General features: G+C 67.8%; 14 protein-coding genes. 7 read left to right on the top strand and 7 right to left on the bottom strand.

What is annotated here, in order from left to right; translation table 11 throughout:
• The first annotated feature begins 170 nt into the window (after nt 1-170).
• Entirely contained in the window at nt 171-875 is a 705-nt protein-coding gene (locus J7495_RS02255) for a FadR/GntR family transcriptional regulator (RefSeq protein ID WP_294054506.1), read from the top strand.
• A gap of 12 nt (nt 876-887) precedes the next feature.
• Here the strand turns inward: J7495_RS02255 and J7495_RS02260 are convergent, their stop codons facing one another.
• Together J7495_RS02260 and J7495_RS02265 are read right to left on the bottom strand one after the other, a co-directional pair.
• Nucleotides 888-2,798 carry an NPCBM/NEW2 domain-containing protein gene (locus tag J7495_RS02260; RefSeq protein WP_294054439.1) on the bottom strand — a complete coding sequence of 637 codons (1,911 nt, stop codon included), beginning with the start codon at nt 2,796-2,798 and terminating at the stop codon, nt 888-890.
• Nucleotides 2,785-3,807, bottom strand: coding sequence for an alpha/beta fold hydrolase (locus tag J7495_RS02265; protein ID WP_294054507.1), 1,023 nt, complete (start codon nt 3,805-3,807; stop codon nt 2,785-2,787). Before J7495_RS02265 ends, J7495_RS02260 begins: the two co-directional genes overlap by 14 nt.
• Before the next feature lie 284 nt (nt 3,808-4,091).
• On the opposite strand from J7495_RS02265, the gene J7495_RS02270 reads away from it, so the two are divergent.
• Nucleotides 4,092-6,170, top strand: coding sequence for an alpha-L-arabinofuranosidase C-terminal domain-containing protein (locus J7495_RS02270; protein WP_294054440.1), 2,079 nt, complete (start codon nt 4,092-4,094; stop codon nt 6,168-6,170).
• A gap of 142 nt (nt 6,171-6,312) precedes the next feature.
• Here J7495_RS02270 and J7495_RS02275 read toward each other — a convergent pair whose 3' ends face one another.
• The gene (locus tag J7495_RS02275) at nt 6,313-7,311 is read right to left on the bottom strand and encodes a cupin-like domain-containing protein (protein WP_294054441.1); all 999 of its coding nucleotides are present in this window, start codon (nt 7,309-7,311) and stop codon (nt 6,313-6,315) included.
• A gap of 1 nt (nt 7,312) precedes the next feature.
• Nucleotides 7,313-8,098: a SapC family protein gene (locus J7495_RS02280; RefSeq protein ID WP_294054442.1), complete on the bottom strand. Its 786-nt coding sequence runs from the start codon at nt 8,096-8,098 to the stop codon at nt 7,313-7,315.
• A gap of 243 nt (nt 8,099-8,341) precedes the next feature.
• On the opposite strand from J7495_RS02280, the gene J7495_RS02285 reads away from it, so the two are divergent.
• From J7495_RS02285 to J7495_RS02295, 3 genes are all read left to right on the top strand, one after another.
• Entirely contained in the window at nt 8,342-11,275 is a 2,934-nt protein-coding gene (locus J7495_RS02285) for a TonB-dependent receptor (protein ID WP_294054443.1), read from the top strand.
• 64 nt (nt 11,276-11,339) lie between these two features.
• Entirely contained in the window at nt 11,340-12,884 is a 1,545-nt protein-coding gene (locus tag J7495_RS02290; protein WP_294054444.1) for a tryptophan halogenase family protein, read from the top strand.
• 48 nt (nt 12,885-12,932) lie between these two features.
• On the top strand, nt 12,933-15,587 hold the full coding sequence (locus J7495_RS02295; RefSeq protein WP_294054445.1) for a glycoside hydrolase family 3 C-terminal domain-containing protein: 2,655 nt from the start codon (nt 12,933-12,935) through the stop codon (nt 15,585-15,587).
• A 49-nt stretch (nt 15,588-15,636) separates the two neighbouring features.
• Here the strand turns inward: J7495_RS02295 and J7495_RS02300 are convergent, their stop codons facing one another.
• A complete protein-coding gene (locus J7495_RS02300) occupies nt 15,637-17,988 on the bottom strand; it encodes a glycoside hydrolase family 95 protein (protein WP_294054446.1) in 2,352 nt (783 codons plus the stop codon).
• Nucleotides 17,989-18,091: 103 nt separating this feature from the next.
• Here J7495_RS02300 and J7495_RS02305 point away from each other — a divergent pair, with 103 nt between their 5' ends.
• Complete coding sequence (locus J7495_RS02305) at nt 18,092-19,072, top strand: alpha/beta hydrolase (RefSeq protein ID WP_294054447.1); 981 nt, start codon at nt 18,092-18,094, stop codon at nt 19,070-19,072.
• Nucleotides 19,073-19,096: 24 nt separating this feature from the next.
• Here J7495_RS02305 and J7495_RS02310 read toward each other — a convergent pair whose 3' ends face one another.
• Nucleotides 19,097-20,188 (bottom strand): SGNH/GDSL hydrolase family protein, encoded by a 1,092-nt coding sequence (locus J7495_RS02310; RefSeq protein ID WP_294054448.1) that lies wholly within the window; start codon nt 20,186-20,188, stop codon nt 19,097-19,099.
• 344 nt (nt 20,189-20,532) lie between these two features.
• Between J7495_RS02310 and J7495_RS02315 the strand changes: the two genes are divergently transcribed.
• A complete protein-coding gene (locus J7495_RS02315; protein ID WP_294054449.1) occupies nt 20,533-21,456 on the top strand; it encodes a GDSL-type esterase/lipase family protein in 924 nt (307 codons plus the stop codon).
• 59 nt (nt 21,457-21,515) lie between these two features.
• Here the strand turns inward: J7495_RS02315 and J7495_RS02320 are convergent, their stop codons facing one another.
• On the bottom strand, nt 21,516-23,501 hold the full coding sequence (locus J7495_RS02320; protein WP_294054450.1) for a TonB-dependent receptor: 1,986 nt from the start codon (nt 23,499-23,501) through the stop codon (nt 21,516-21,518).
• Nucleotides 23,502-23,726 lie beyond the last annotated feature (225 nt).

Raw genomic sequence — 23,726 nt, forward strand, 5'->3', positions numbered from 1 at the left:
GGCCAAGCCCCGAATCAAATTACTCGGACATATTTGCCGTTGAAGCCGGGATCGGTGACTTGTTGCGATAACACACTACGCCTATGAAGTTCGCGTAGAGGAGAAAGGCCGTGGTCGTTCCGTCGAAAAAGCAAGTTCCGGCGGTCGCGGCCGACGACAGGCCCGAGGCGCTGAAGACGCCCAGGGCATCGGGGCGGCGGCTGCGCGGCGCAGTGGTGCATTATCTCGGCACCGCGATCGTCTCGGGCCGGATCGCGCCGGGCGAGCGGCTGACCGGCGAAGTCGCCAATTCCGAAGCGCTCGACGTCTCGCGGAGCGCCTATCGCGAGGCAGTCCAGGTGCTCACCGCCAAGGGACTGGTCGAGAGCCGGCCCAAGGCGGGGACGCGCGTGCTGCCGCGCAGCCGCTGGAACCTGCTCGATCCGGCCGTGCTCGCCTGGGCCTTCTCGGGCGAGCCCGACGCCGACCTCGTGCGCGACATCTTCGAGCTTCGCGCGATCGTCGAGCCCGCCGCCGCCCGGCTTGCGGCCGAGCGCCGCGACAAGGCCGATATCAAGGCGATGCGCGACGCGCTGGCGCGCATGCGCCGCCACACGCTCGCCACCGAGGAGGGCCGCGCCGCCGACCGCGACTTCCACGATGCGCTGCTGCGCTCGACGCGCAACGAGGCGTTGATCGCGCTCAGCGCAAGCATCGGCGCCGCCGTGAGCTGGACGACGCGCTACAAGCAGCGGCTTCGCGCCTTGCCGCGCGATCCGGTCCCCGACCATGTCCGCGTGTTCGACGCGATCGCCGCGGGCGACGCCGAGGCTGCCAGCACGGCCATGCGCTCGCTGATCGATCTCGCGCACGACGACACGCGCCACTCGATGTGATCGCCCGGCCGCCTATCGCGTGAGCGCCGCATCGCCCCAGGCCACCGGATCGGGGAAGCGAGCCGGCGCCGCGGTCCGCGCGACGAGCTCGACCAGCTTCACGCCGCGCACGTCGGCCGACAGCGACGCCGGTGCCTCGCCGAACCGCATCGGTTTCGACTGCGCCAGCAGCCTGCCGTCGCCATAGACGAGGAAGGTCACCGGCAGCGTCCGGTCGCGCGCGGTGTCGTCGACGCCGACTTCGGCGCTGAACCGGGCATAGCCGGCGTTGCGCACCTCGAGGCGCGAGTTGGCGAGGATGCCGATGCCGGTGTCGAACCGCCGACCGCCGATCGCGATCCGCTCGCCATAGGGCGTCTGGTCGGCCTGCGCGCCGCCCCAGCCGCCGTAGCGCGGATGCTCGCCCGTGCCGTGCGTGCCGGCCCAGAAGACGGGGCGATAGACGAAGGGCTCGGTCTGCGGCACCACCACGCCGTCGACCGCCGGGTTCACGCTGCCCGGCTGTTCCGAGAGGAAGATGCCGTTCGCGAGCCGCCGAGTCCCATGCGCCGTGAAGATCAACGTCTCGCGCGGCGCGAGCTTGAACGACTGTTCGCCGCGGAAGCGCAACTGCTTGCCGTCCCAGAGGTCGGTGAGCGTCACGTCCTCCCCGGGCAGCAGCTTCAGCTGCTCGGCGGTGAGGCTCGCCTCGATCGGCGCCGAGCTGCGGTTGAAGATCGCCACGGCCTTGTCGCCGCTGGCGAGCGTCTTGACGAGGAATTGCACATCGTCGGAATCATAGGCGAGCACCGCCTGGTTGCCCGCGGGATCCTGGTCGACCGCGATGATCGCGGCGTTGCCGAACACGTCGAGCAACGATTGCGGCGCCTGGCGCAGGTCGTAGCCGATCATCAGCGGCGCGCTGAGCATCGCCCAGAGCGCGAAATGCGATCGTGCGGCGACCAGATGGTCGGCGTCGAAATCGCCCGCGCCGATGTAGAGCATGTCGGGGTCGTTCCACGAGCCCGGATGCGCGTAGAGCGGCCGGCGCACGGCGCTGTCGAAGCTGTGGACCATCCGGCCCCAGCTCGGCGCGATGTCGTCGCTGGTGCGCGACAGGTTGCCGATGTCCTTCGCCCAGGCGCGTACGTTCGCCGCGCCCCAGAGGCAGAGCGAATAGACGAAATCGCCGTCGGGATTGTGCTTCTCGAGCGCCTGGCGGACCTGCTCGTAGAGGCGGCGCACCGTGGCCAGATCGGTGCGGCCGAGCGACTCGCTGTCGATGAACGGCCCGAGCGCGCGCATCTTCCCCGCGCTCACCCAGGGGCTTTGCGGTGTGAGCCCGCGGATGCCGCAGGCATCGACCTTGATCAGGTCGAACCCCCAGTCGGCGAAATAGAGGCCGATGTCCTGGTCGATATGGCCGTAGAGGCCGACCTCGCGCTCCTCGAGCGTGCCCTCGGGCTGGTTCAGCCCGTCGGTGCTGTACATCTGCGCGCAGCTGTTGCGGCCGATATCCGAATAAATGCCCGCTTTCAGCCCCATCGCGTGCAGCCGGTCGGTGAGCGGGCGGAAGCTGGTGCTGCCGTCGGGCATCGCCGCGGAGGGGAAGGTGGCGGTGCGGATCACGATCCGGCCGGTGGCGAGGTCGCGCTTGAGCCACCAGCCGTCGTCGAGGTCGACGTAGCGATAGCCTTTCGCGGCGAGTCCGCTGTCGACGATCACGCGCGCCGAGCCCATCAGCTTGGCTTCGTCGATGTTGCTGCCGAACGCATTCCAGCTGTTCCAGCCCATCGGCGGCCGCTCTGCCGCGCCGCGGGTGTAGGCGCTCCACCGGCCAGTGGGGGCGAGCGGATCGGCCTGGGCCGCGGCCGGCGCGGCGCTGCCGAGCAGCAGGGCGGCGATGAAGGCGCTCGCGGCGAGCTTGCGCTTAAGGCTTGGCATCGAACCTCAGGGTCCGGCTGAAGAAGGGCAGGACGTGCTCCTGGACGCGGACGGCGACTTCGCTGGTGTGCGTTCCCGAATAGAGTTCGAAGGCGTTGGCGATGCCATAGCGGTCGAGCACCTCGTGGAGCTTCTGCGCGTCGAACCGGAGGCCGTCCTGGTCGCCGACGTCGATCGAGATCGCGGCGTAGCGCTTCAGATTGCCGATATATTGGTCGACGAAGGCGAGCGGCGCGTTCGCGGCCCATTTGGCGGCGACGTCGGGCTGCACCTTGCCGTCCTTCACCGGCAGGTCGAGGTAGAGCGGGGGATTGCCCGGGTTGGGCGACCAGGCCGCGGCGCTCGCCAGCATCGCGCGCTCGCCCCAGCCGAGCTGCTGCGCCTCGGCGATCGACTTCACCGCGGCGAGCTTCGCCGCCAGCTCGGCTGGCATCTGCGAGGGATCGCGCGGCGACAGACAGCAGGGGCTCATCAGGTAGAGCGCGCCGAAGACGTCGGGGTGCTTCATCCCGATGCGGCTCGCGCCATAGCCGCCCATCGAATGGCCGACGAGCCCGCGGCTCCGCCGATCGGCGATGGTGCGGTAATGCGCGTCGACATAGGCGACGAGGTCGCGCGACACGAAGGTCTCGAAGTCGCCGGTCGTTGCCGAGCTCGAATACATCGAGCCGTTGTGCACCGTCTTGCTGTCGGGCAGCACGACGATCATCTCGCGCGTGCCTCTGGCGAAGGCGCCTTCGATCGTCTGGGGGACGTGGATCTCCTGGATCCATTGCGCGGCGCCGATCGAATAGCCGTGGAGCGCGTAGACGACGGGATAGCGCCGGCGCGGGTTCGAGGCATAGCTGGGCGGCAGCACCACGATCACGTCGCGATCGGCGCTCTCGCCCTCCAGGTTGCCTTCGATCGCGGGCGAATGGACCTTGATGTGCTGCACCGTCGCCGGCTTCGCACCCGCGACGACGTCGGGCACGTGCGTGGCGACCTGGGCCTGTGCGCCGCCCGCCATCGTGAGCGACAGCAAGGCGATGGCCACCGCGTGAAGTCTTTCGCGCATCCCGCTCCCCTGGTCGTGCTCCGCCCCTGGCGTGGAGCTTCGTATTTGTCTGGTTATTCGCCGGTCGATTCGTTCGGTGAGGGGCTCAGGTTAGCGCTATCATTATGAAGAGCAATCGAAATAAAGTTTATATATTATATATACTTAATCCGATCTAATTCGGTCCATGACGCCAGTGGCACGAACGCGTGCCGTTCGCTAGATTAGCGCGGAGTAATAAGTCGGGAGAGGATCGGATGAAGCGGCTCACGGCCACCAGGATCATGCTCGCGGTCACGCTCGCGAGCCAGGCGCTCGGCGTCGCGCAGGCGCAGGCGCAGCGCGTGACGGCGACGATCGACGCCGGCCGCCGCTCGGCGCCGGTCACGCGATACCAATATGGCATGTTCATCGAGCCGATCGGCGGTCTCGTCGCGCGGACACTCTGGGCGGAGATGCTCGACGACCGGAAATTCTATTATCCGGTCGTCGCCGAGGGCCGGGATGCGCCGCCGCCGGCCAATGCCGAGGGACGGCCGGGCGTCGCCTATCGCAAATGGCGCCCGATCGGCGGAGACGACGTCGTGACGATGGACCCCCGCGATCCCTTCGTCGGCGCGCAGAGCCCGCGCGTGAGGGTATCGGGTGAGGCACCGCGCGGCCTCTCGCAATCGGGGATCGGCGTCGCGGCGGGCAAGCGCCACGACGGCTATCTCTGGCTCAGCGGCGACGCGGGCGCCAGGGTTCGGGTGAGCCTCGTCTGGGGCGAGGGCGCGGCGGATCGCCAGACGGTCGCGCTGCCGGCGCCCGGCGCGGGCTGGGCGCGCGCGTCCTTCAGCTTCACCCCCGCCGCGGCCAGCGCCAATGCGCGGATCGAAGTGACCGGCACCGGCACCGGCAGCTTCCGCATTGCCGCCATCTCGCTGATGCCCGCCGACAATATCCGCGGCTGGCGCGCCGACACCATGGCGATCGCGCGCTCGCTCAATTCGGGCTTCTGGCGCCTGCCCGGCGGCAATTTCCTGTCGAACTGGGATTGGCACGGCGCCATCGGCGCGCGCGACCGGCGCGCGCCGATGTTCGACCACGCCTGGAGCGCGATGCAGCCCAACGACCTGGGCATGGACGAATGGATGGATCTCACCCGCATCCTCGGCGTCGAGCCCTATGTTACCGTTAACGCCGGGCTCGGCGACGCCAATTCGGCCGCGGAGGAAGTCGAATATCTCAACGGCCCGGCGACGAGCGAGTGGGGCGCCAGGCGCGCCGCGGGCGGCCATCCCGAGCCGTATGGCGTCAAATATTGGAACATCGGCAACGAGCCCTATGGCTGGTGGCAGATCGGCAAGACCAGCCTCGACTATTACATGATCAAGCACCGCGAGTTCGCCGAGCGGATGCGCGCGGCGGACCCGGGCATCGTCCTCATCGCTTCGGGCGCGATGCCCGACCAGCTCCATCCGCGCGAGGCCAAGGAAAATGCCTCGCTCGAGAGCATCGCCCCCAAGTTCGGCACCGAGCAGGACTGGACGGGCGGCTTCTTCGAAAAGGCGATGGGGAGCTTCGAGGGCATCAGCGAACATTGGTACGACCGGCCCGAGCAGCGCCCCGACGCGCCCAGGGATGCCGAGCTGCTCGAATATGCCCGAGCGCCGTCGAACCAGGTGCGGATGAAGGCGGAGGAGTGGAAGCTTTACGAGCAGCGCTTCCCGGCGATCAGGGACAAGGGCGTCTTCCTGTCGATCGACGAATATGCCTATTTCGGCGCGCCGACGCTCAAGAATGCGCTCGCCTATGCGATGGTGATGCAGGAGATGCTGCGCCACACCGATTTCCTGAAGATGAGCGCTTTCACCACCGGCGCTTCGACGATGGACATCACGCCCACCGCCTCGACGATCAACACCACCGGCCTAGTGTTCCGCCTCTACGGCGAGCATTTCGGCGTGGACACGGTGCCGCTGGCGGTGGACGGCAATTCGCCGCAGCCCGATCCCAAATACCCGGTCGGCTATGATCATCCCAAGGTCAACGCCGGCAGCCCGACCTGGCCGCTCGACGTGATCGCCGGCATCAGCCCGGACGGCAAGCACCTGCGGCTGGCAGTGGTTAACGCCACCTTCGCGCCGCAGCCGCTGATGCTCGACCTCAAGGGCCTGCGGACGCGCGGCGCGGGGACGGCCTGGGTGCTGAGCGGCGCGACGCTCGACGCTGCCAACAAGGTCGGCGCGGCGCCAGGCGTGACGATCGTGCAGCAGAAGGCGCCCGCGCTCGGCAAGGCGCTCATCGTCCCTGCCACTTCGGCGGCGGTCTACGAGTTTCCTCTCGCGAGGTGAGGTGGAAAAACGTCATCCCGGCGAAAGCCGGGACCCAGGGTTGCAGAGGACGTCGCTCGTGGCCCTGGGTCCCGGCTTTCGCCGGGATGACGGAGTAGGTTCAAAAGGGATGGTCAGGCTGCGGAATGGATACCGCCCGGCCTCATCCGCCGCGCAGCCGTTGCATCACGATCGCCCGGATCCGGCCGTAGTTGCTGCGGAGCGGCCCAAGGATCCCGTGCTTCTCGGACGGCAGATGGGCCAGCGGATGTCCGTCGGGCCGGAAGACATAATGGTCGAAGAAGGCGCGCCAGGCGAGTCGCTCGCGCTCGGGCCGCTCGGCGATGGCGATCATCGCCAGCATCATCGTGGTGAGCGGCGCGTCCGGCCCCGCGCTGAAGCCGTCCCACCAGTAATTGACGAGCATGTTGACCGGCTCGAGCGCCTCGACCCGGTGCCACCATAGCTTCGGGAGGTAGAGCGCGTCGCCGGGGCCGAGCTCCGCGACCAGCGCGCGGTCGCGCACGGCCTCGAAGCGCGGATAGCGCGGATCGCCCGGCGGCGAGCCGACCGCCAGCCCCACCGGCTGGCCGGCCATCGTATGGTCGATCGGGCCTACATAGAGGTCGCCGACCGCGTCGGGCGGAAACAGCGTGAAGCGCCGCCGCCCCGCGACCACGCAGGCCAGATTGTCGAGCGCGTCGTAATGGCAGGAGACGTGCGACGCATTGCCGATCCACAGGCCCGCTTCGATCCGGGGATCGAGCATCTCGAGCCGGTTCTCCGCGCTGAACCCCGGCAGCATCCGATCGGCGGAGACCGAGCCCATATAGACCGAGGGCGCGTCGGCCGCCGCGGCGCCCGCTGCGATCCGGGCGAGCGCATCGGCGAAGGTCATCGTCTCGCGAGTGAAATTGAAGCCGTCGAGCGCCTCGTCGTAATAATAGCGCCCGGCGATCCCCGGTTCGCCCACAAAGGCCTCGGCGCGCTGCCCGCCATCGAAACGACGCAGATAGTCGAACAGCGCTTCGGTCGACCGCACCGCTGCGGCGGTCGCCGGCCAGTCGCGGCAGGCGCCGCGGATGACGACGGGCTCCGCCTGCTCCGCAATCGACGGCAGATCGACCTCCGGCCCCGATTCGCGAGGAGCGGCATTAGTCATGCTATTCGGCCAATCGCCGATTCCGCTTCGAGGCGAGCACGGCGACCTGGTTCAGCGAAAAGCTCATGCAAAGCGCCGCCTGCAAGTGGCCGTTGCGGAAGAGAGCGGTGATAGCGCTATCATCGAGCTCCGCGAGCGCATCCCGGCTGACGGTATAGAGTCCGTCGAGGGTCAGGCTGCTGCCGTCGTCGAAGCTGAGCGTGATGTCGACCGGCTCGACCAGCTTCAATGCGAGCAGCTCGCGGACGAAGGCGCGCGTCGCCTCGAAACCCGCGTGCAGTTCGCCCAGAACGCGCTGGATTCGCCGCAGCGTATCGCTCGGTTCCCCCGCTTCGAACAGCGCCGCGGTCCCCCCGTTGAAGCGTAAATGATTAATATCTATGGAGATATTATCATCGGACAGGTGGAAGCCCTGGCGCTGGAGCTCGAGCGGCCGGAACACGGCGTCGCCCCGCTCGGCCCCCTCGACGAGCAGCTCGCCCGGCTCGAATCCGAACAGCGCAGCGGCATAGAATTGCCCGGTCGAAGCGTCCTTGGCGAAGAAGATCGGGCAGCAGCTTGCCGCCGCGGGAAACTCGCCGACCACGATCGGCACGAAGTGCGGATAGGATCCCTCGAGGCCGGTCCGCATGCGCAGATCCGCATGATCGACGCGGTTCAGCGTTTCCAATTGTGTGACCACATCACCTCTCCCCCGCGCTTCATGCGCGTCTTGCGAGGCTGCCGCAAGCCCCGCGCAAGGGGCTATTTCCCAGGGAAAATGGTGGAGAGTGTGTACTAAGCGCAACAGATTGCGTTGTCAGAAGTAACCCGACAAATAATTATTGATAGCGCTAACTTTCTTTGATAGCCCCTGTGTGGACCGAGGCAGAGATTTCGGGTTCAGGAGGGATGTTGTGCGCCGCCCGTTGCCCCTAAGAGGCTGCGGCGCCTCCAGAATTCGTGCGCGGTCAACACTCGATGGCTGCCCGAGGATAAAGGCTCGATCCGAGCCCTCACCCCCGGACGAAAGCGAATTGGAGGGAGGGGTATGATCAATAGTCTGGTAAATTCATCGGGCTCGCGCCGGGCGCTGCGCATCGACGCGCGCACGCTGCTGCTGACGGCCGCATCCGGCGCGCTCGCGCTCGCGATGGCGTCGCCCGCCATGGCACAGGACGCGCCGGCCCCCCAGTCGGCCGAAGCGGACGACGCCGAAATCGTCGTCACCGGCATCCGCCAGGCGCTTCAGCGCGACCTCGACACCAAGCGGGTCTCGTCGGGCGTCGTCGACGTCATTTCGGCCGAAGGCATCGGCAAATTCCCCGACTCGAACGTGGCGTCGGCGCTCCAGCGCCTTCCCGGCGTGTCGATCCAGCGCGTCGGCGCGCGCGGCGAAGCGAACGGCGTCAGCATCCGCGGCTTCGGCGGGGACTTCGTCGATACGCTCTACGACGGCCGGCACATCTCGACCGCGACGGGCAACCGCGGCGTCGACTTCACGACGATCGGTGCCGATTTCGTCGGGCAGCTGAGCGTCCTCAAGACGCCGGATGTCGAACTTTCGACGAGCGCGATCGGCGGCACCGTCAACGTCCAGATGCCCAAGCCGTTCGACCGGCCGGGCTTCCACGCGGCGATCACCGCGTCGGGCTCATACCAGTCGCGCGACAAGGGCGTCACGCCGACGGCTGGCGTGCTGGTTTCGGATACGTTCGCGGGCGACACGATCGGCATCCTCGCCGACCTTTCCTACACGCGGCACGACACGACTTCGAACCACGTGTTCATCCCGGGCTGGATCGGCGCGCACTTCGCGCCGTGCCAGGCGGGCCCCGACGTGTCGAGCTGCACGCCGGTCGACCCCACCGACACGAACAATCCGGCCTGGGCCGATCCGAACAACCGCCAGACCAAGCTCACCTGGTTCCCGCAGCAGCAGGGCACCGAGCAGACCTACAACAAGGACGAGCGCATCGACGGCCGCGTCGCGCTCCAGTGGCAGCCTACCGATGGCGTGCTCCTCACGATCGACGACAATTTCGGTCGCCAGACGCTGCACAGCGGCTCGTACAGCTACGCCGCCTGGTTCAACGGCAGCGATCTGCGCAACGTGAAATATGATTCCAACGGCACGGTGGTGGACTTCAGCCAGTTCGGCACGCCGATGGACTTCAACGCGAACGCCACGCGCACGATCATCGAGACCAACCAGCTCGGCGCGAACCTGAAGTGGGACATCGTCGACGGCCTGCGTCTCGATCTCGACGGGTCGATCGCCCGCAGCACCCGAAATCCGGGCGCCGACGGCTACAACGACAGCATGGACATCGGCTATGGCGGCACCAATGCCAACCATACGACGGTGCTGGGCGCCAATACCGGCGTCAAGATCCTCGGCCCGAGCAGCGAGTTCCTGCCCCAGATCCATGACGTGGGTCCGGGCGGCGACATCAGCCGCTTCACCGACAGGAACGTCATCGGCTCGCACGTGATCGTGCGCGGCGCTCCGTACAATACCGACACGGTGAGGCAGGTTCGCGGCTCGCTGGGCTGGGACAAGGGCGGGCTCAAGGTGAAGCTCGGCGGCCAGTATCTGGAAGATCGGCTGTACGGCCGCAACGACAGCACCTTCACCAACGGCGTGTTCGCCAGCCGCTCGGGCTATGGCACGCCCTCGGGTCGCCCCGGCCCCTCCGCTGGCGGCGGCATCGCGCCGCTCCCGGCGAGCGTGTATCTCGGGACGATCAGCACGGCGAACTGGATCCCGGGCTACAGCGGCAGTCTCGCCCCCGCGATCATCGCCTACGACCCGTACCAGGTCTACAAGCTGCTGGAATCGACCGGCGGCTCGGTGGCGCCGTCGCTCGATCCGGGGAGCATCTTCGAGATCAAGGAGAAGACCTATGCCGTCTTCCTCAAGGCCAGCTACGATACCGAATTTGGCGACATGCCGTTCCATATCTCGGTGGGACTGCGCCGCGAAGGGACGCGCCTGAGCTCCTCGGCGATCGGCCGACACCTGCTCGGCCTGTCGATTCCCGCGGGCGACCCGACGCTGATCCAGCCCAATCCCGCGCTGGGACCGCTCCACGACGGCTATTCGGCGACGACCACGATCACGAAGAAGTCGAGCTATAATTATCTGCTGCCCAGCCTGGACCTGAAGCTCGAGGTCACGCCCAACCTCGTCCTGCGCCTCGACGGGTCGCGCACCTTGACGCGGCCGGGCCTCGCGAACCTGAAGCCCACGGTCAACGTCGGGACGCTGCGCGTGGGCAGCCTCTCGGCGAGCGGCGGCAATTCGGACCTCAAGCCCTATCTCTCGAACAATTTCGATGCCGGCTTGGAATGGTATTATCAGCGGAATTCCTATTTCGCCGCCAATTTCTACCTGAAGCGCATCACCAACTTCATCGTCGGCGGCGTGTCTTCGCAAACGATCGACAACGTTCAGGACCCGAGCACCGGCGCTGTCGCTCACTTCAACGTCAGCAGCCCGGTCAACGGACCGAGTGCGACGGTGAAGGGCCTCGAGCTCGCGCTGCAGCACGTGTTCGGCGACAGCGGCTTCGGCTTCCAGGCCAACGCCACCTTCCCGTCGACCAACCGCAAGTACGACGCGACCGACACGTCGACCGCGGGCTTCGCGATCACCGGGCTTGCCAAGTCGGCCAACTTCGTCGGCTTCTACGACAAGCACGGCTTCCAGATCCGCGGCGCAGTGAACTGGCGCGATGAATATATCGTCCAGTTCGGCCAGGGGCAGGGCGGCACGTTCGGCGCCGAGCCGGTGGTGGTCGACAAGCAGCTGCAGGTCGACGCTTCGGCGAGCTATGACGTGACGAGCTGGGGGACGGTGTTCATCGAAGGCACCAACCTGAACAACTCCACCTACAGCACCCATGGTCGCTACAGCAACCAGGTGCTCGACGTCTGGTCCTATGGACGGCGGTTCACTGCGGGCGTCCGCCTCCGCTTCTGATGTCCCCTCCAGCCGGGGATGTCACGCGTTGACATCCCCGGCGCTTTTTTGATGTGATCCGGCAATGGTACGCCCCGTCAGGAAGATCGTGGTCGTCGGCGGAGGCACCGCCGGATGGCTCACGGCGGCCGTGATCGCCGCCAAACATCGTAGCCGCATGCCGGGCAGCTTTGCCGTGACGCTGGTCGAATCGCCGAACACGCCGATCATCGGCGTGGGCGAGGGCACCTGGCCCACGCTGCGGTCGACGCTGAAGAAGATCGGCGTCTCCGAGACCGACTTCTTCCGCGAGTGCGATGCCGCCTTCAAGCAAGGCGCCTGCTTCGCCCGCTGGACGACCGGCGCGGGCGACGACGCCTATTATCACCCGCTGATGCTGCCGCAGGGCTTCGCCGACCTCAATCTCGTGCCGCATTGGCTCGCGCGGCATGAGGGCCAGAGCTTCTGTGACGCGGTCTGCCCGCAGGGGCGGATCTGCGACGACGGCCTCGCGCCGAAGACGATCACCACGCCCGAATATCAGGGACTCGCCAACTACGCCTATCATCTCGACGCGGGCAAGTTCGCTCCCTTCCTGCAGAAGCACTGCACCGAGAAGCTGGGCGTCCGCCATGTGCTTGCCGATGTCCGCGAGGTGAAGCTCGCCGAGGACGGCGACATCGCCGCGATCGCCACCGAACAGGCCGGCGAGATCGAAGGCGACCTGTTCGTCGACTGCACCGGCTTCCGGTCGCTGCTGCTCGGCGAGGCGCTGGGCGTGCCGTTCAGGGATTGCAGCGACGTCCTCTTCTGCGACACCGCACTGGCGATCCAGGTCCCCTATGAAAGCGAGAGCAGTCCGATCGCCTCGCACACCATCTCGACTGCCCAGTCGGCGGGATGGATCTGGGACATCGGCCTGCCGACCCGGCGCGGGGTGGGGCACGTCTTCTCGAGCCGCCATATCTCGGACGACGAGGCCGAGCGCGAGCTGCGATCCTATCTCGGCGACGCGGGCGCGAACCTGCCGGTGCGCAAGATCCGTATCCGATCGGGGCACCGCGAGACTTTCTGGAAGCGCAATTGCGTCGCGGTCGGTCTCGCCGCCGGCTTCCTCGAGCCGCTCGAGGCCTCGGCGATCGTGCTGATCGAGCTTTCGGCGAAGCTGATCGCCGAGCAGATGCCGGTCTGCCGCGAAGTGATGGACGTGATCGCCTCACGCTTCAACGCGACCACTCATTATCGCTGGGGCCGGATCATCGACTTCCTCAAGCTCCACTATGTGCTGACCAAGCGCACCGACAGTGCCTTCTGGCGCGACAACCTCCTGCCCGAGACCATCCCCGAGCGGCTGCAGGAATTGCTGACGCTGTGGAAATACCAGTCGCCCTGGTTCCACGACGAGTTCGACCGGGTCGAGGAGGTCTTCCCCGCGGCGAGCTACCAATATGTCCTCTACGGCATGGGCTTCCGGACCGAAGTCGAGGCCGAGGCGGTGGCGGCCGACGCGCGGATGGCGGAGCGCGTGCTACGCGAGAATGCGGTGCAGACCGAGCGCCTGCGCGCCGGCCTCCCGCGCCACCGCGATCTGATCCGCAAGATCCACGAACACGGCCTGCAACCGGTCTGACCGACCACCGGCCGCATCATCGACACTGAAGCAACGAGAGGATCGACCATGTCCGCATTTCGCGCCCTGCTGCTGGCCGGGATCGCCCTGGCGCCGCTGCCCGCGCTGGCGCAGTCCGCACCGGCGTCGCAGTCGTCGCCCGAGCGCGCCGAGGCGGAGCGGCTGGCGACGGCCCTCGTCGCCAAGCTCACGCTCGACGAGAAGCTCGAGCAATTGCTCAACACCGCGCCGGCCATCCCGCGCCTCGATATCCCGGCCTACAACTGGTGGACGGAGTCGCTCCACGGCGCGATCGGCGGGGTGCCGACGACGAATTTCCCTGAGCCGATCGGCCTCGCCGCCACCTTCGACGCGCCGCTGGTGAACGACGTCGCCGGCACGATCAGCATCGAAGTGCGCGCGCTCCACACGCTCGGCCGCCAGACCGGCCGGCTCGGCAAGATCGGCACGGGGCTCGACACCTGGTCGCCCAACATCAACATCTTCCGCGATCCGCGCTGGGGCCGCGGCCAGGAAACCTATGGCGAGGACCCCTATCTCACCGCGCGCATGGGCGTCGCCTTCGTCACCGGCATGCAGGGCTCGGATCCCGACCTGCCGCGCGTGATCGCCACGCCCAAGCATTTCGCGGTGCACAGCGGGCCCGAATCGACGCGCCACAGCGCCAACGTCTTCATTTCGCGCCACGACCTCGAGGACACCTACCTCCCCGCCTTCCGCGCGGCACTGGTGGAGGGGAAGGCGCAATCGGTGATGTGCGCCTACAACCGTATCGACGGGCAGCCCGCCTGCGCGAGCGACGAACTGCTCAAGGAGCATCTGCGCGGCGCCTGGAACTTCCAGGGCTATGTCGTCTCGGACTGCGACGCCGTGAAGGACATCGCCGACAACCATCACTATGCGCCTGACGCCGCCGCCGCGGTCGCCGCGGCGATCCGGGCGGGCGTCGACAATGAGTGCAACACGGCGACGCTCGGCCCGAACCCGCCGCCGCTCGGCGAACGCTATCGCGAGGCAGTGAGCAGGGGCCTCGTCACCGAAGCGGACCTCGACCGCGCGCTCGTCCGCCTGTTCACCGCGCGCTACCAGAATGGCGACCTGCCGGGCGTCCGCAGCGACCCGCCGGTGCCCGTCGCGGCGATCGGCACGCCGGAGAAGGGCGCGCTGGCGCTCAAGGCGGCCGAGGAAAGCCTCGTGCTGCTCAAGAACGACGGCATCCTGCCCTTCCGCCAGGGCGTGAAGATCGCAGTGATCGGCCCGCTCGGCGACGCGACGCGCGTGCTGCGCGGCAATTATTCCTCGCCGGCTTCGGCGCCGCCGATCTCGGTGCTCGACGGGCTGCGCAGGGCGATGCCGTCCTCGCAAGTGACGTACGCGCCCTTCGCCGAGACGATCACCGACGGCGATCCCGTGCCCGCCTCGGCGCTTCGCTCGCCCGACGGCAAGCCGGGCCTCCAGGCGCGCTACTACAACGCGCTGCCCGATGCGCTGGGCAAGGACGGCAAGCCGATGAAGGTGGCCGACCAGCCGGTGGTCACTCGCGTCGAGGGCGGCGTCGGCGGGAACAACATGGACCTTGCCCAGGTCCAGCCCGATCACCGCGTGGTCTGGACCGGCTATCTCGTCGCGCCCGAGACGGGGAGCTATCGCCTCGGCCTGTCGGGCTGGCAGAGCGGCACGATGCTCTTCGACGGCAAGCCCTTCGCGAGCCTGAAGGATGCGCCCTGGGGCAGCCTGCCGCAGCTCAAGACGGTGAAGCTGCTCAAGGGCAAGCGCTATCCGATCGAGATCAGCGCGGACGCCCATGGCGGCGCCGGCGTCGGCATCACCTGGAAGCGCGTCTCGGCCGACTGGCAGGGCGACCTCAAGGCGGCCGCGGCGAAGGCCGACGTGATCGTGGCGGTCGTCGGGCTCACCTCCGATCTCGAGGCCGAGGAATCGCCGGTGAAGATCGCGGGCTTCGAAGGCGGCGACAAGACGACGCTGGACCTGCCCGCCGACCAGCGCGCGCTGCTCGAAGCCGCCAAGGCGACCGGCAAGCCCGTGGTGCTGGTCGCGATGAACGGCAGCCCGATCAACTTCGCCTGGGCCAAGGACAATGCGTCCGCGATCCTCGAGGCCTGGTATCCGGGCCAGTCGGGCGGGCTCGCGGTGGGCAACGTCCTGTCGGGCAAGACCAATCCGTCGGGGCGCCTGCCGCTCACCTTCTATCGCAGCGTCGACCAGCTGCCGCCGTTCGGCGACTATGGGATGAAGGGGCGCACCTATCGCTATTTCGAAGGCACGCCGGTGTATCGCTTCGGCGACGGGCTGAGCTACACGAGCTTCACCTATTCGGCGCTGCGGCTGATCCCCGCGGCGGGCGGCGCGGGCGAGGGCCTGCGCGTCTCGACGGAAGTCCGCAACAGCGGCGCGCGCGCGGGCGACGAAATTGCCCAGCTCTACCTCGACTTCCCGAACGATCCCGGTGCGCCCAGGATCGCGCTGCGCGGCTTCGCGCGGGTGTCGCTCAAGCCGGGGGAGACGCGGACCGTGACCTTCGATCTGTCGCCGCGCGACCTGAGTGCGGTGACGGTGGAAGGTGAGCGCAAGGTGCTCGCGGGGGACTATCGCGTGACGGTCGGCTCGGGGCAACCGGGCGAGGGGGTGCCGACCCAGTCGGCGAGCTTCTCGGTGGAGAAGCCGGTGGCGCTTCCCAAATAGTAGAGAGACAACTTCAATTTGGTGATGGTTCGATCCAATATGTCCCGCTCTAGGTCCCGAGCGCCGGTCCCCGGAGCCGTACCGTCCGGCCGGGCGCGAGCCGGACGGTCACGCGCTGTTCGCCGAGCCGCACCACCCGCTCGTCGGGGATCGCCCCGATGAGCGTCGCGCTTGTCAGCGTGCCCGCGCGCCAGGCGAGATCGACGGTGCAGGCGCCTGGCGCCCGCAATCCCCGCACCGAGCCCGTCGGCCAGGCGGAGGGAAGGGCGGGGAGCAGGTGGAGCGCATCGCCGCGCGCCTGGAGCAGCATCTCGACGATCGCGGCCGCACCGCCGAAATTGCCGTCGATCTGGAACGGCGGGTGCGCGTCGAAGAGATTGGGATAGGTGCGCTCGGGGCCGAGCAGGAACTGCAGGATCGAATGCGCGCGGTCACCTTCGCGCAGCCGCGCCCAGAGCGCGATCCGCCACGCCGTTGCCCAGCCGGTCGCCTTGTCGCCCCTGAGCTCGAGCGAGCGGCGCGCCGCGGCGGCAAGCGCGGGCGTTTCGTCGAGATCGATCTGGTGGCTCGGATAGAGGCCATAGAGGTGCGAGACATGGCGGTGCTGGGGCTCGGGCGCCTGGGCGTCCCAGTCCGCCTGCCATTCCTGCAACTGGCCTTGCGCTCCGATCTTGTCGGGCGCGAGCCTGGCGCGCGCGACCCGCAGCTCGGCGGCGAACGGCGCGTCGAGCCCGAGGACCGAAGCCGCTTCGGCGGTCTGCGCGAAGAGGTCGCGCAGGATCTGCATGTCCATCGCCGGCCCCGCGCAGATCGAAGCGCCGCGCGGATGGACGTTCTCGGGCGAAAGCGAGGGATTGGTGACGAGCGCGCCGGTGATCGGATCGGGCTGGAGCACGTCGAGGAAGAATTGCGCCGCGCCGCGCATCAGCGGATAGACGCTCGCGAGATAGGCCTTGTCGCGCCCATAGTCGTATCGCGCCCAGAGGTGCGTGCAGAGCCACGCCCCGCCAGTAGGCCACAGGCCCCATTGCGCGCCGTCGATCGGCGCGGTCGCGCGCCAGAGGTCGGTGTTGTGGTGCGCCACCCAGCCGCGCGCGCCGTACATCTCGCGCGCCGTCCGCGCGCCCGTCTCGGCGAGGTCGCGGACCATCGCCACCAGCGGCACGGCGCATTCGGCCAGCCCGCACGGCTCGGCGGGCCAATAGTTCATCTCGGTATTGATGTTGATCGTGTATTTGGAGCCCCAAGGCGGATCGGTCTTGTCGTTCCAGATCCCCTGGAGGTTTGCGGGCTGGCTGCCGGGGCGCGAGGAACTGATCAGCAGGTACCGGGCATAATCGAAATAGAGCGCGGCGAGCGCCGGGTCGTCGCCGGCTTCGCTGCGGCGGATGCGCTCGTCGGTGGGGAGGTCGGCCGCGGGGGTGCTGCCCAGATCGAGCCGGACTCCGCGGAAGAGCCGTTGGTGCTCGGTCGCGGTCTCGGCGGCGATCCGGTCGAAGCGCAGCTTGCTCGCGGCGGCGATCGTGTCGCGCGTCGCGGCTGAGGGATCGCCGCTCGTGTCGTCGAAACGACGGTAGCTCGTCGCCATCGCGACCAGGATCGTCAGCGACCGGGCGCCGCGGACGCTCAGCGCTTCGGCAGCGGGCGCGATCCGACCGCCTTCGAGAAGAACGCGCGTCCGGGCCTCGAAGGCGAGCGCGCCGGCGATGTCTTCCCCCGCGCCGTTGTGCCCCGCGAGGACCAGTGTGTCGTCCTCGACGGCGAGGCGGGCGGCATGCGGGGTGCGGAGTGCGATATCGCAGTCGAGTGCGCCCGGGCCCTTCGCCGCGATGCGGACGGCGATGACCTGGTGCCGGGGCGAGGCGACGACTTGGCGCAGGTAGCGCGTTCCGCCGATCTCGAACCGCGTGGTGGCGCGGGCGGCGTCGAGATCGAGTTCGCGGAGATAGTCGCCGGACGGCCCAGCGAGGCTCGGCATGTCGATCAGCAACTCGCCCAGCGTCTGATAGGCCATCTGCCGCAGCGGGCGCGCCATCAGCCGGGCGTCGGCAAGCTTCTGCGCCTCGGTGTAGCGCTCTTCGAAGACCAGGCGGCGCACCTCGGCGAGCGCGGCCCTGGAATCCGGGTTCACCGGGTCATAGGGCCCGCCCGACCAGAGCGTGTCCTCGTTGAGCTGCAGCCGCTCGTGCGCCGTCCCGCCGAACACCATCGCGCCGATGCGGCCGTTGCCGACCGGCAGCGCCTCGGTCCATTCGCGCGCGGGCTGGCGGTACCAGAGCCTCCGGCCGGACGGCGCGGCCGCTTTCCCGTCCCGCGCAACCGCCGGCGAAGCGGAAACCGCGGCAAGCGCGGCCGAGCGCTCGATCAGCGCGCGCCGGCTCAGTCCGATCTTGCGATCCATATCCCCTCCGCTCGACAAAAGGCAGTTGCCCTTCCGTTTCTAGTCGGAGTATTTAAGCGCCAAGGGAACGTCAATTGGCGACGGATACGAGGGGAGAGGCGAGATGATGCGTTCGCTTGGCTATGCGAAATTGACAGGCTATTTTGCGTCGATCACGCGACGGGTTCGCGTCGGCGCCTTCGCGGCCGGACTTGCCGCCGTTTGCCTCGCGGCACCCGCCCACGCCCAGAACGACAAGATGACGCCGATCGCCATTCCCGCGCAGCCGGGCGCGGTCGAGCTGGGGACGGGGCCGCTCCCCGGCGCCACCAATCCGGAAGTATGGCATAGCCAATATGGGAGCGTGTTCGCCCGCAACGTCACGGTCGCCACGCTCACGCCCTTCCTGCCCGATCCCGCGAAGGCGACGGGGGCGGCGGTAGTGGTCGCGCCGGGCGGCGGGTTCCGCACGCTGTCGATGGAGAACGAAGGCTGGAACGTCGCTCGCGCGCTTGCGAAGCGGGGCGTCGCGGCGTTCGTGCTCAAATACCGGCTCGTGCAGACGCCCCCGGACATGGAAGGGTTCGAGCGCTCGATGCGCGAGATGTTCTCGGGCGTCGCCAAGGCACCGCGGATGTCGCCCGAGCAGGCGCTGGCAGGCATTGCGCCGCAGATCGCCGATGCGCGGGCCGCCTTCGCGCTGATCCGCCGCCGCGCCGCGGAATGGCATATCGATCCCGATCGGATCGGCATGGTCGGCTTCTCGGCAGGCGCGATGCTCACCATGGCCACCACGCTCGGTGGCGAGGACGCCAAGCCGGCGTTCATCGGCAACATCTACGGCCCGCTCGCGTCGGTGACCGTACCGGCCGACGCGCCGCCACTGTTCATTGCGCTTGCCGCGGACGATCCCTTCTTCGGCAGTGCCGGTTTCGGACTGATCGAAAGCTGGAAGGCAGCCAAGCGGCCGGTCGAGTTCCACCTCTACGAGCAGGGCGGGCACGGCTTCGGCATGTATCCGAAGGAAACCACGAGCACCGGCTGGTTCGTTGCCTTCGTTGCCTGGCTGGGGATGCACGGGATGCTGAAGCCGGCGGGGCATTAGGCGTACCCCGGCGTCCTCCGGCCGTCATTTGAACATGCCGAGGTCGATCGCATCGGCCATCGCGCGGTTGGCGGCATCGTTGGGATGGACATGGTCGCCGGGATCGAAGTCGGGACGAAGACGGAGCGGATCGGCTGGATCGCGCGTCGCGGCATCGAAGTCGATCACGGCGTCGAACCGTCCGCTCGTGCGGATCCAGCGATTGATTGCCTGGCGCATCGCCTCACCCTCCGCGCTGTAGAAGGGCAGGCCCTTGGTGGCCATGATCGTGCCGCCGGCGACCTTTATGCCATGCAGATGAGCGCGTTCGACGATCTGCTCGAGGCCGGCAATGATCTGGTCCGCGGTGACGTCCTCGCTATCGGGCACGCCCGGGATGATCGACATGTTGATATCGTTGATGCCTTCGAGCAGCAGGACCCAGCGGACGCCGGGCCGCGCGAGCACGTCCTCGTCGAACCGTGCGACGGCGGCGTCGCCGGCGCCCGCCTTGAGGATGCGATTGCCCGAGATGCCGGTGTTGACCACGCTCCAGCCGCGGGTCCGCGGGTTTGCCTGGAGGCGTGCCGCCAGCAGGTCCGGCCATGAGGCGTGCGCGCCCGGGGTCGTGGCGTAGCCGTCGGTGATCGAGTCGCCGAACGCCACGATCGTTCCTCCGTCTCGGCGCGAGGTGGCGACGCTCACCCCGGCAAGCCAGAAATAGGATCTCGCGAGCTGCGGAGCGTCGAGTTGATCGGCACCGGCGACGTTTCCGGCAGCGATATAGGCGGGGTTGAGGCCGAGCGAGTGCACCGTGTTCACCGGGGTCGACTGCGGCAGGTAGATCGACACCGCGACCTCGGCCAGCGCTGGGACCGGCATGTCGATCGGATCGCTCACGGCTTTGGCGCCGGGGAAGAGCGTCAGGTCGCGCCGTCCGCCGAAGGTGACGACACGATCCGTGCCGGTGACGATCGCCGACTCCTTTCCCCTGAGCGCCGCATGCACCGCGCCGAAGGTGACGGCTGGCCCGCCTGCGGCATTGCTGAACTCGAGCCGGAAGCGCGGCCCGCCGACCGACGTCCGCACCACCATCCTCACGGTCTGATCGGAAAGAGTCTCGGGGTAGGGGACCATCGGCGAGGGCAAGGGCGGCCGCGGTGCGGGGGCGTTCGCCGGCGCGGGACCGGCGCTCGGCGGGCGGCGCAGGGGAGGGGAGAGCGGTTGGGCGGTCCCCCAGCTCTCGATCCAACGGGCGCCGCTTGTCGTCTGCGTCTGCGCCTGCGCCGAGCCGCCCAAGGCGGCCACGCCCAATGCGATGGCCGCCGCCAATCCTCTCAACATGTCGGTCCCCTCTTGAGGCAATCGGCGCAGGATAGCGGCGAGCGATTGCTTTGCAATCGATTGTGAGATGCGAGGTCCATGCCTAGAGTGCGCTGAACCATGCATAGCGGGAGAGGGTGATGACGACGCGAACCACGATGGCAATGTTGGCGACGGGCCTGGTGTTGTGCACCCAGGCCCGGGCGCAGACGGTTCCCGATCCCGCCGCCGAGGCGCAGCCGGGCCGGCCGCTCGCCGCGGTCAACGGTACGACGCTCCGATGTCCGCCGCCGCCGGTGCAGAGCGCCGAGCAGCGCGCCGCGCAGTTCGAGACCCGCCCGCGCGACCTCGACGAGATGTCGAAGATGGCCAAGGCCTTCATGGACCCGACCAACCCCGCCGGCGCGCCGTTCCGCAAGCGCCAGGAAGAACAGCGAGCCACCGACTGGCCCTTCCTCTGCCGCTATCGCGAAGCGAATGCCGCGCTGAAGGAGAGCGGGAAGCCGGTCTCCGTGGTGTTCATGGGCGATTCGATCACCGAGGGCTGGATCGGTGCCCATCCGGACTTCTTCGCGCGCCACGGCTATGTCGATCGCGGGATCAGCGGCCAGAGCAGCAGCCAGATGGTGGCGCGCTTCCAGGCCGACGTGATCGCGCTCCGGCCACGCGTGGTCCATATCATGACGGGAACCAACGACATCGGCGGCGCGACCGGCCCGATCACCGAGGACGAGTTCGTCGGCAATGTCAGCGCGATGATCGACCTGGCGAAGGCCAATGGGATCGAAGTGGTGCTGGCGAGCATTCCGCCGATGTCCCGGCTGCTGCCGCGGCCCGAGTTCGACGTCCGGCCGGTCGTCGTGCAGCTCAACCGCCGGCTTCGAGCGCTCGCGGCCGCGCGGGGCGTGACCTATGTCGACTATTACACGCCGCTGGTGGACGCATCGGGCGCGTTCGACCCGCACTTCGCCAACGATGGGGTTCATCCGACGCGCGCGGGCTATTCGGTGATGGAGCCGCTGGCGGAAAAGGCGCTCGAGCGCGCGGTCGGCGAATGGCGACCGAGGCGCCGCTTGCGGTAATCGGAAAAAAACCGGCGGCGCCGTTCGGGTGAAAACGGCGCCGCCGGAGGGCTTGGAAGTTATTGGAAGTCGACGCGGAAGCGCATGCCAATCGTCCGCGGCGTCGGGCCCGAGCCCGACAGCGGCCCGTTGGTGCCCACGATCGTCGGCCCGCGCTCGTCGCCCAGATTGTCGCCGATCAGGGCCAGCTCATAGGCCTTGTAGCGCACCCCCAGCGTGGCGCTGATCTGGCTGTAGGGATCGGCGATGATGCCGGTCGATTGCAGGCGATTGCCGTTGCGGCTCCAGGCGAGGTTGCCGAACACCGAGACGTCCTCGCTGACGTGCCCGTTGTACGAGGCATCGAGCCGGTAGTTGTATTCGATCGAGTTTACGATCCGCGAGCCCGGGCGGAATAGCGGGAGGGCGGCTTGCACGGCGGCATTGACGCGGTCGTACTTGCCGTCGTTGACGTTGCCGACCGCATTCAGGCTCAGGCCGGTGAGCGGCGTGCGCCAGTGGAACTCGAAATCGATGCCCTTTGTGGTCGCGTCGCCGAAGTTCGAGAAGCCGTTCACGCCCGAGATGCCGCCCGGCGTGTTGGTCTGCATGTCCTTGAACTTGGTGATGTAGCCGTTCAGCCCGACGGAGACGTTGCGGTCCGGCGTGCGCCACTTGAGCCCGATCTCATAGTTCGTCGAGGTCTCCGGCTCGAGCTGGGTGCTCGCCGGCACGCCGGCCGCCTGCAGCGAGAGAACCTGCGCCTGCGACTGGACGATGCCGGCGCGGAAGCCCGTCGCCGCGGTGATGAACATCGTCAGATTGTCGGTCGGCAGATACGACAGGTTGACGCGCCAGGTCGTCACGCCCTTGGTCGAGGGCAGCGAGCTCGTCGAATCCTCGAAGGTGCGCTTGTCGTGATAATAGCGCAGGCCGACGAGGGGCACGAGCTTGCCGTCGAGCAGGTCGTAGCTCAGCTCGCCGAACACCGCCCAGTTCTTGGTGATGGTGTTGTTGTCGGCATTGACCGAAACCGACGGGTTGAGCAGCTGGTTCTTCTGCGGTCCCTCGCCGTCCTGGTACTGCGCGCCGACGACCCAGTGGAAGGGGCCGGCGCCGGTCGAGTTCGCGCGGACTTCCTGCGCGAACATCTTCGGATAGAATTGGCTCGAGAAGAAGCCCGAGGGCGACAACGGGATGTAGATGCCGAAATTGCCCTTCAGATAGCTCGTCGCGCTGGTGATCGAGAAGGAATCGAGATCCAGCGCGGCCGAGAGGCTGTAGAGCTTGAAATCGCCATTGCCGAAGCTCGGCTGGCCGGCGGTGTTCTGATAATAGGGCGGATCGACCGACGCCATCGTGCCGAGAAACTCCTGGCGCGGCCGGAAATGCCAATATTGCGCGCGGATCGAGAGATTGTCGGTCGGCTTGAACAGGCCGACGATGCGGATGTCGTCGTTGCGGACGATGTTCGCGCCATGGCGATCGGGCGTGCCGTCGTAGGGGCCGTAATAGACGTCGGCCCAGCCCGGGTTGTAACCGTGGCCACCGCTCACGCGGATGGCGAGTTTGTCCTTGACGATCGGAATCGAGACCGCGCCCGCGAACTCGGTGTTGACGTTGTCGGCACCGCGCGTGTGGCCGACCGAGGCTTCGCCGGAGAATTGGAAGTCCTGAAGGTCCGGGTCGCGCGTGTGGAAGATGAAGACGCCGCCCGACGAGCCTTGGCCGTACAGCGTGCCCTGCGGCCCGCGCAGCACTTCGACGCGCTCGAGATCCTGGAACCGGATCGGCGGCGCGATGCCGAAGTTGGTGACGATGAACGGGACGTCGTCGACGTAATAGCCGATCGGCGAATCGCCGTTGGCGTTGCTGCCGCCCGCGCCGCGCAGATTGTACGAGCGCGACGCGACCGACTGGCGCTGACCCTCGAACGCGCCGGGAATGGCCGAGACGAGGTCGTCGACCGTGCTGATGTTGCGTTCCTTGAGATCCTCGCCGCCGAACGCCTGGATGGCGAGCGGGACCGACTGCAGCGCCTGCGAGCCGGACTTCTGCGCGGTCACGACGATCTCGCCGTTCGCCGGCGCAGCCTCGTCCTTCGGCTGGGACGATTCTCCGGTCTGTTCTTCGGGCGCCGACTGCGCCCTTGCGTCAATGGCTGCCAGGCTCGCCGCAATCGCAAAGACGGCCACAGCGGATTGAAAACGTAGCATTCTCCCCTCCTTTTCGCTCCCCGTTCGGGTTTCGCAATCGATTGCGTACACCAGTGCGCAACAGAATCCAAGCGG

The sequence above is a fragment of the Sphingomonas sp. genome (assembly GCF_017745215.1).
Taxonomy (GTDB): Bacteria; Pseudomonadota; Alphaproteobacteria; order Sphingomonadales; family Sphingomonadaceae; genus Sphingomonas.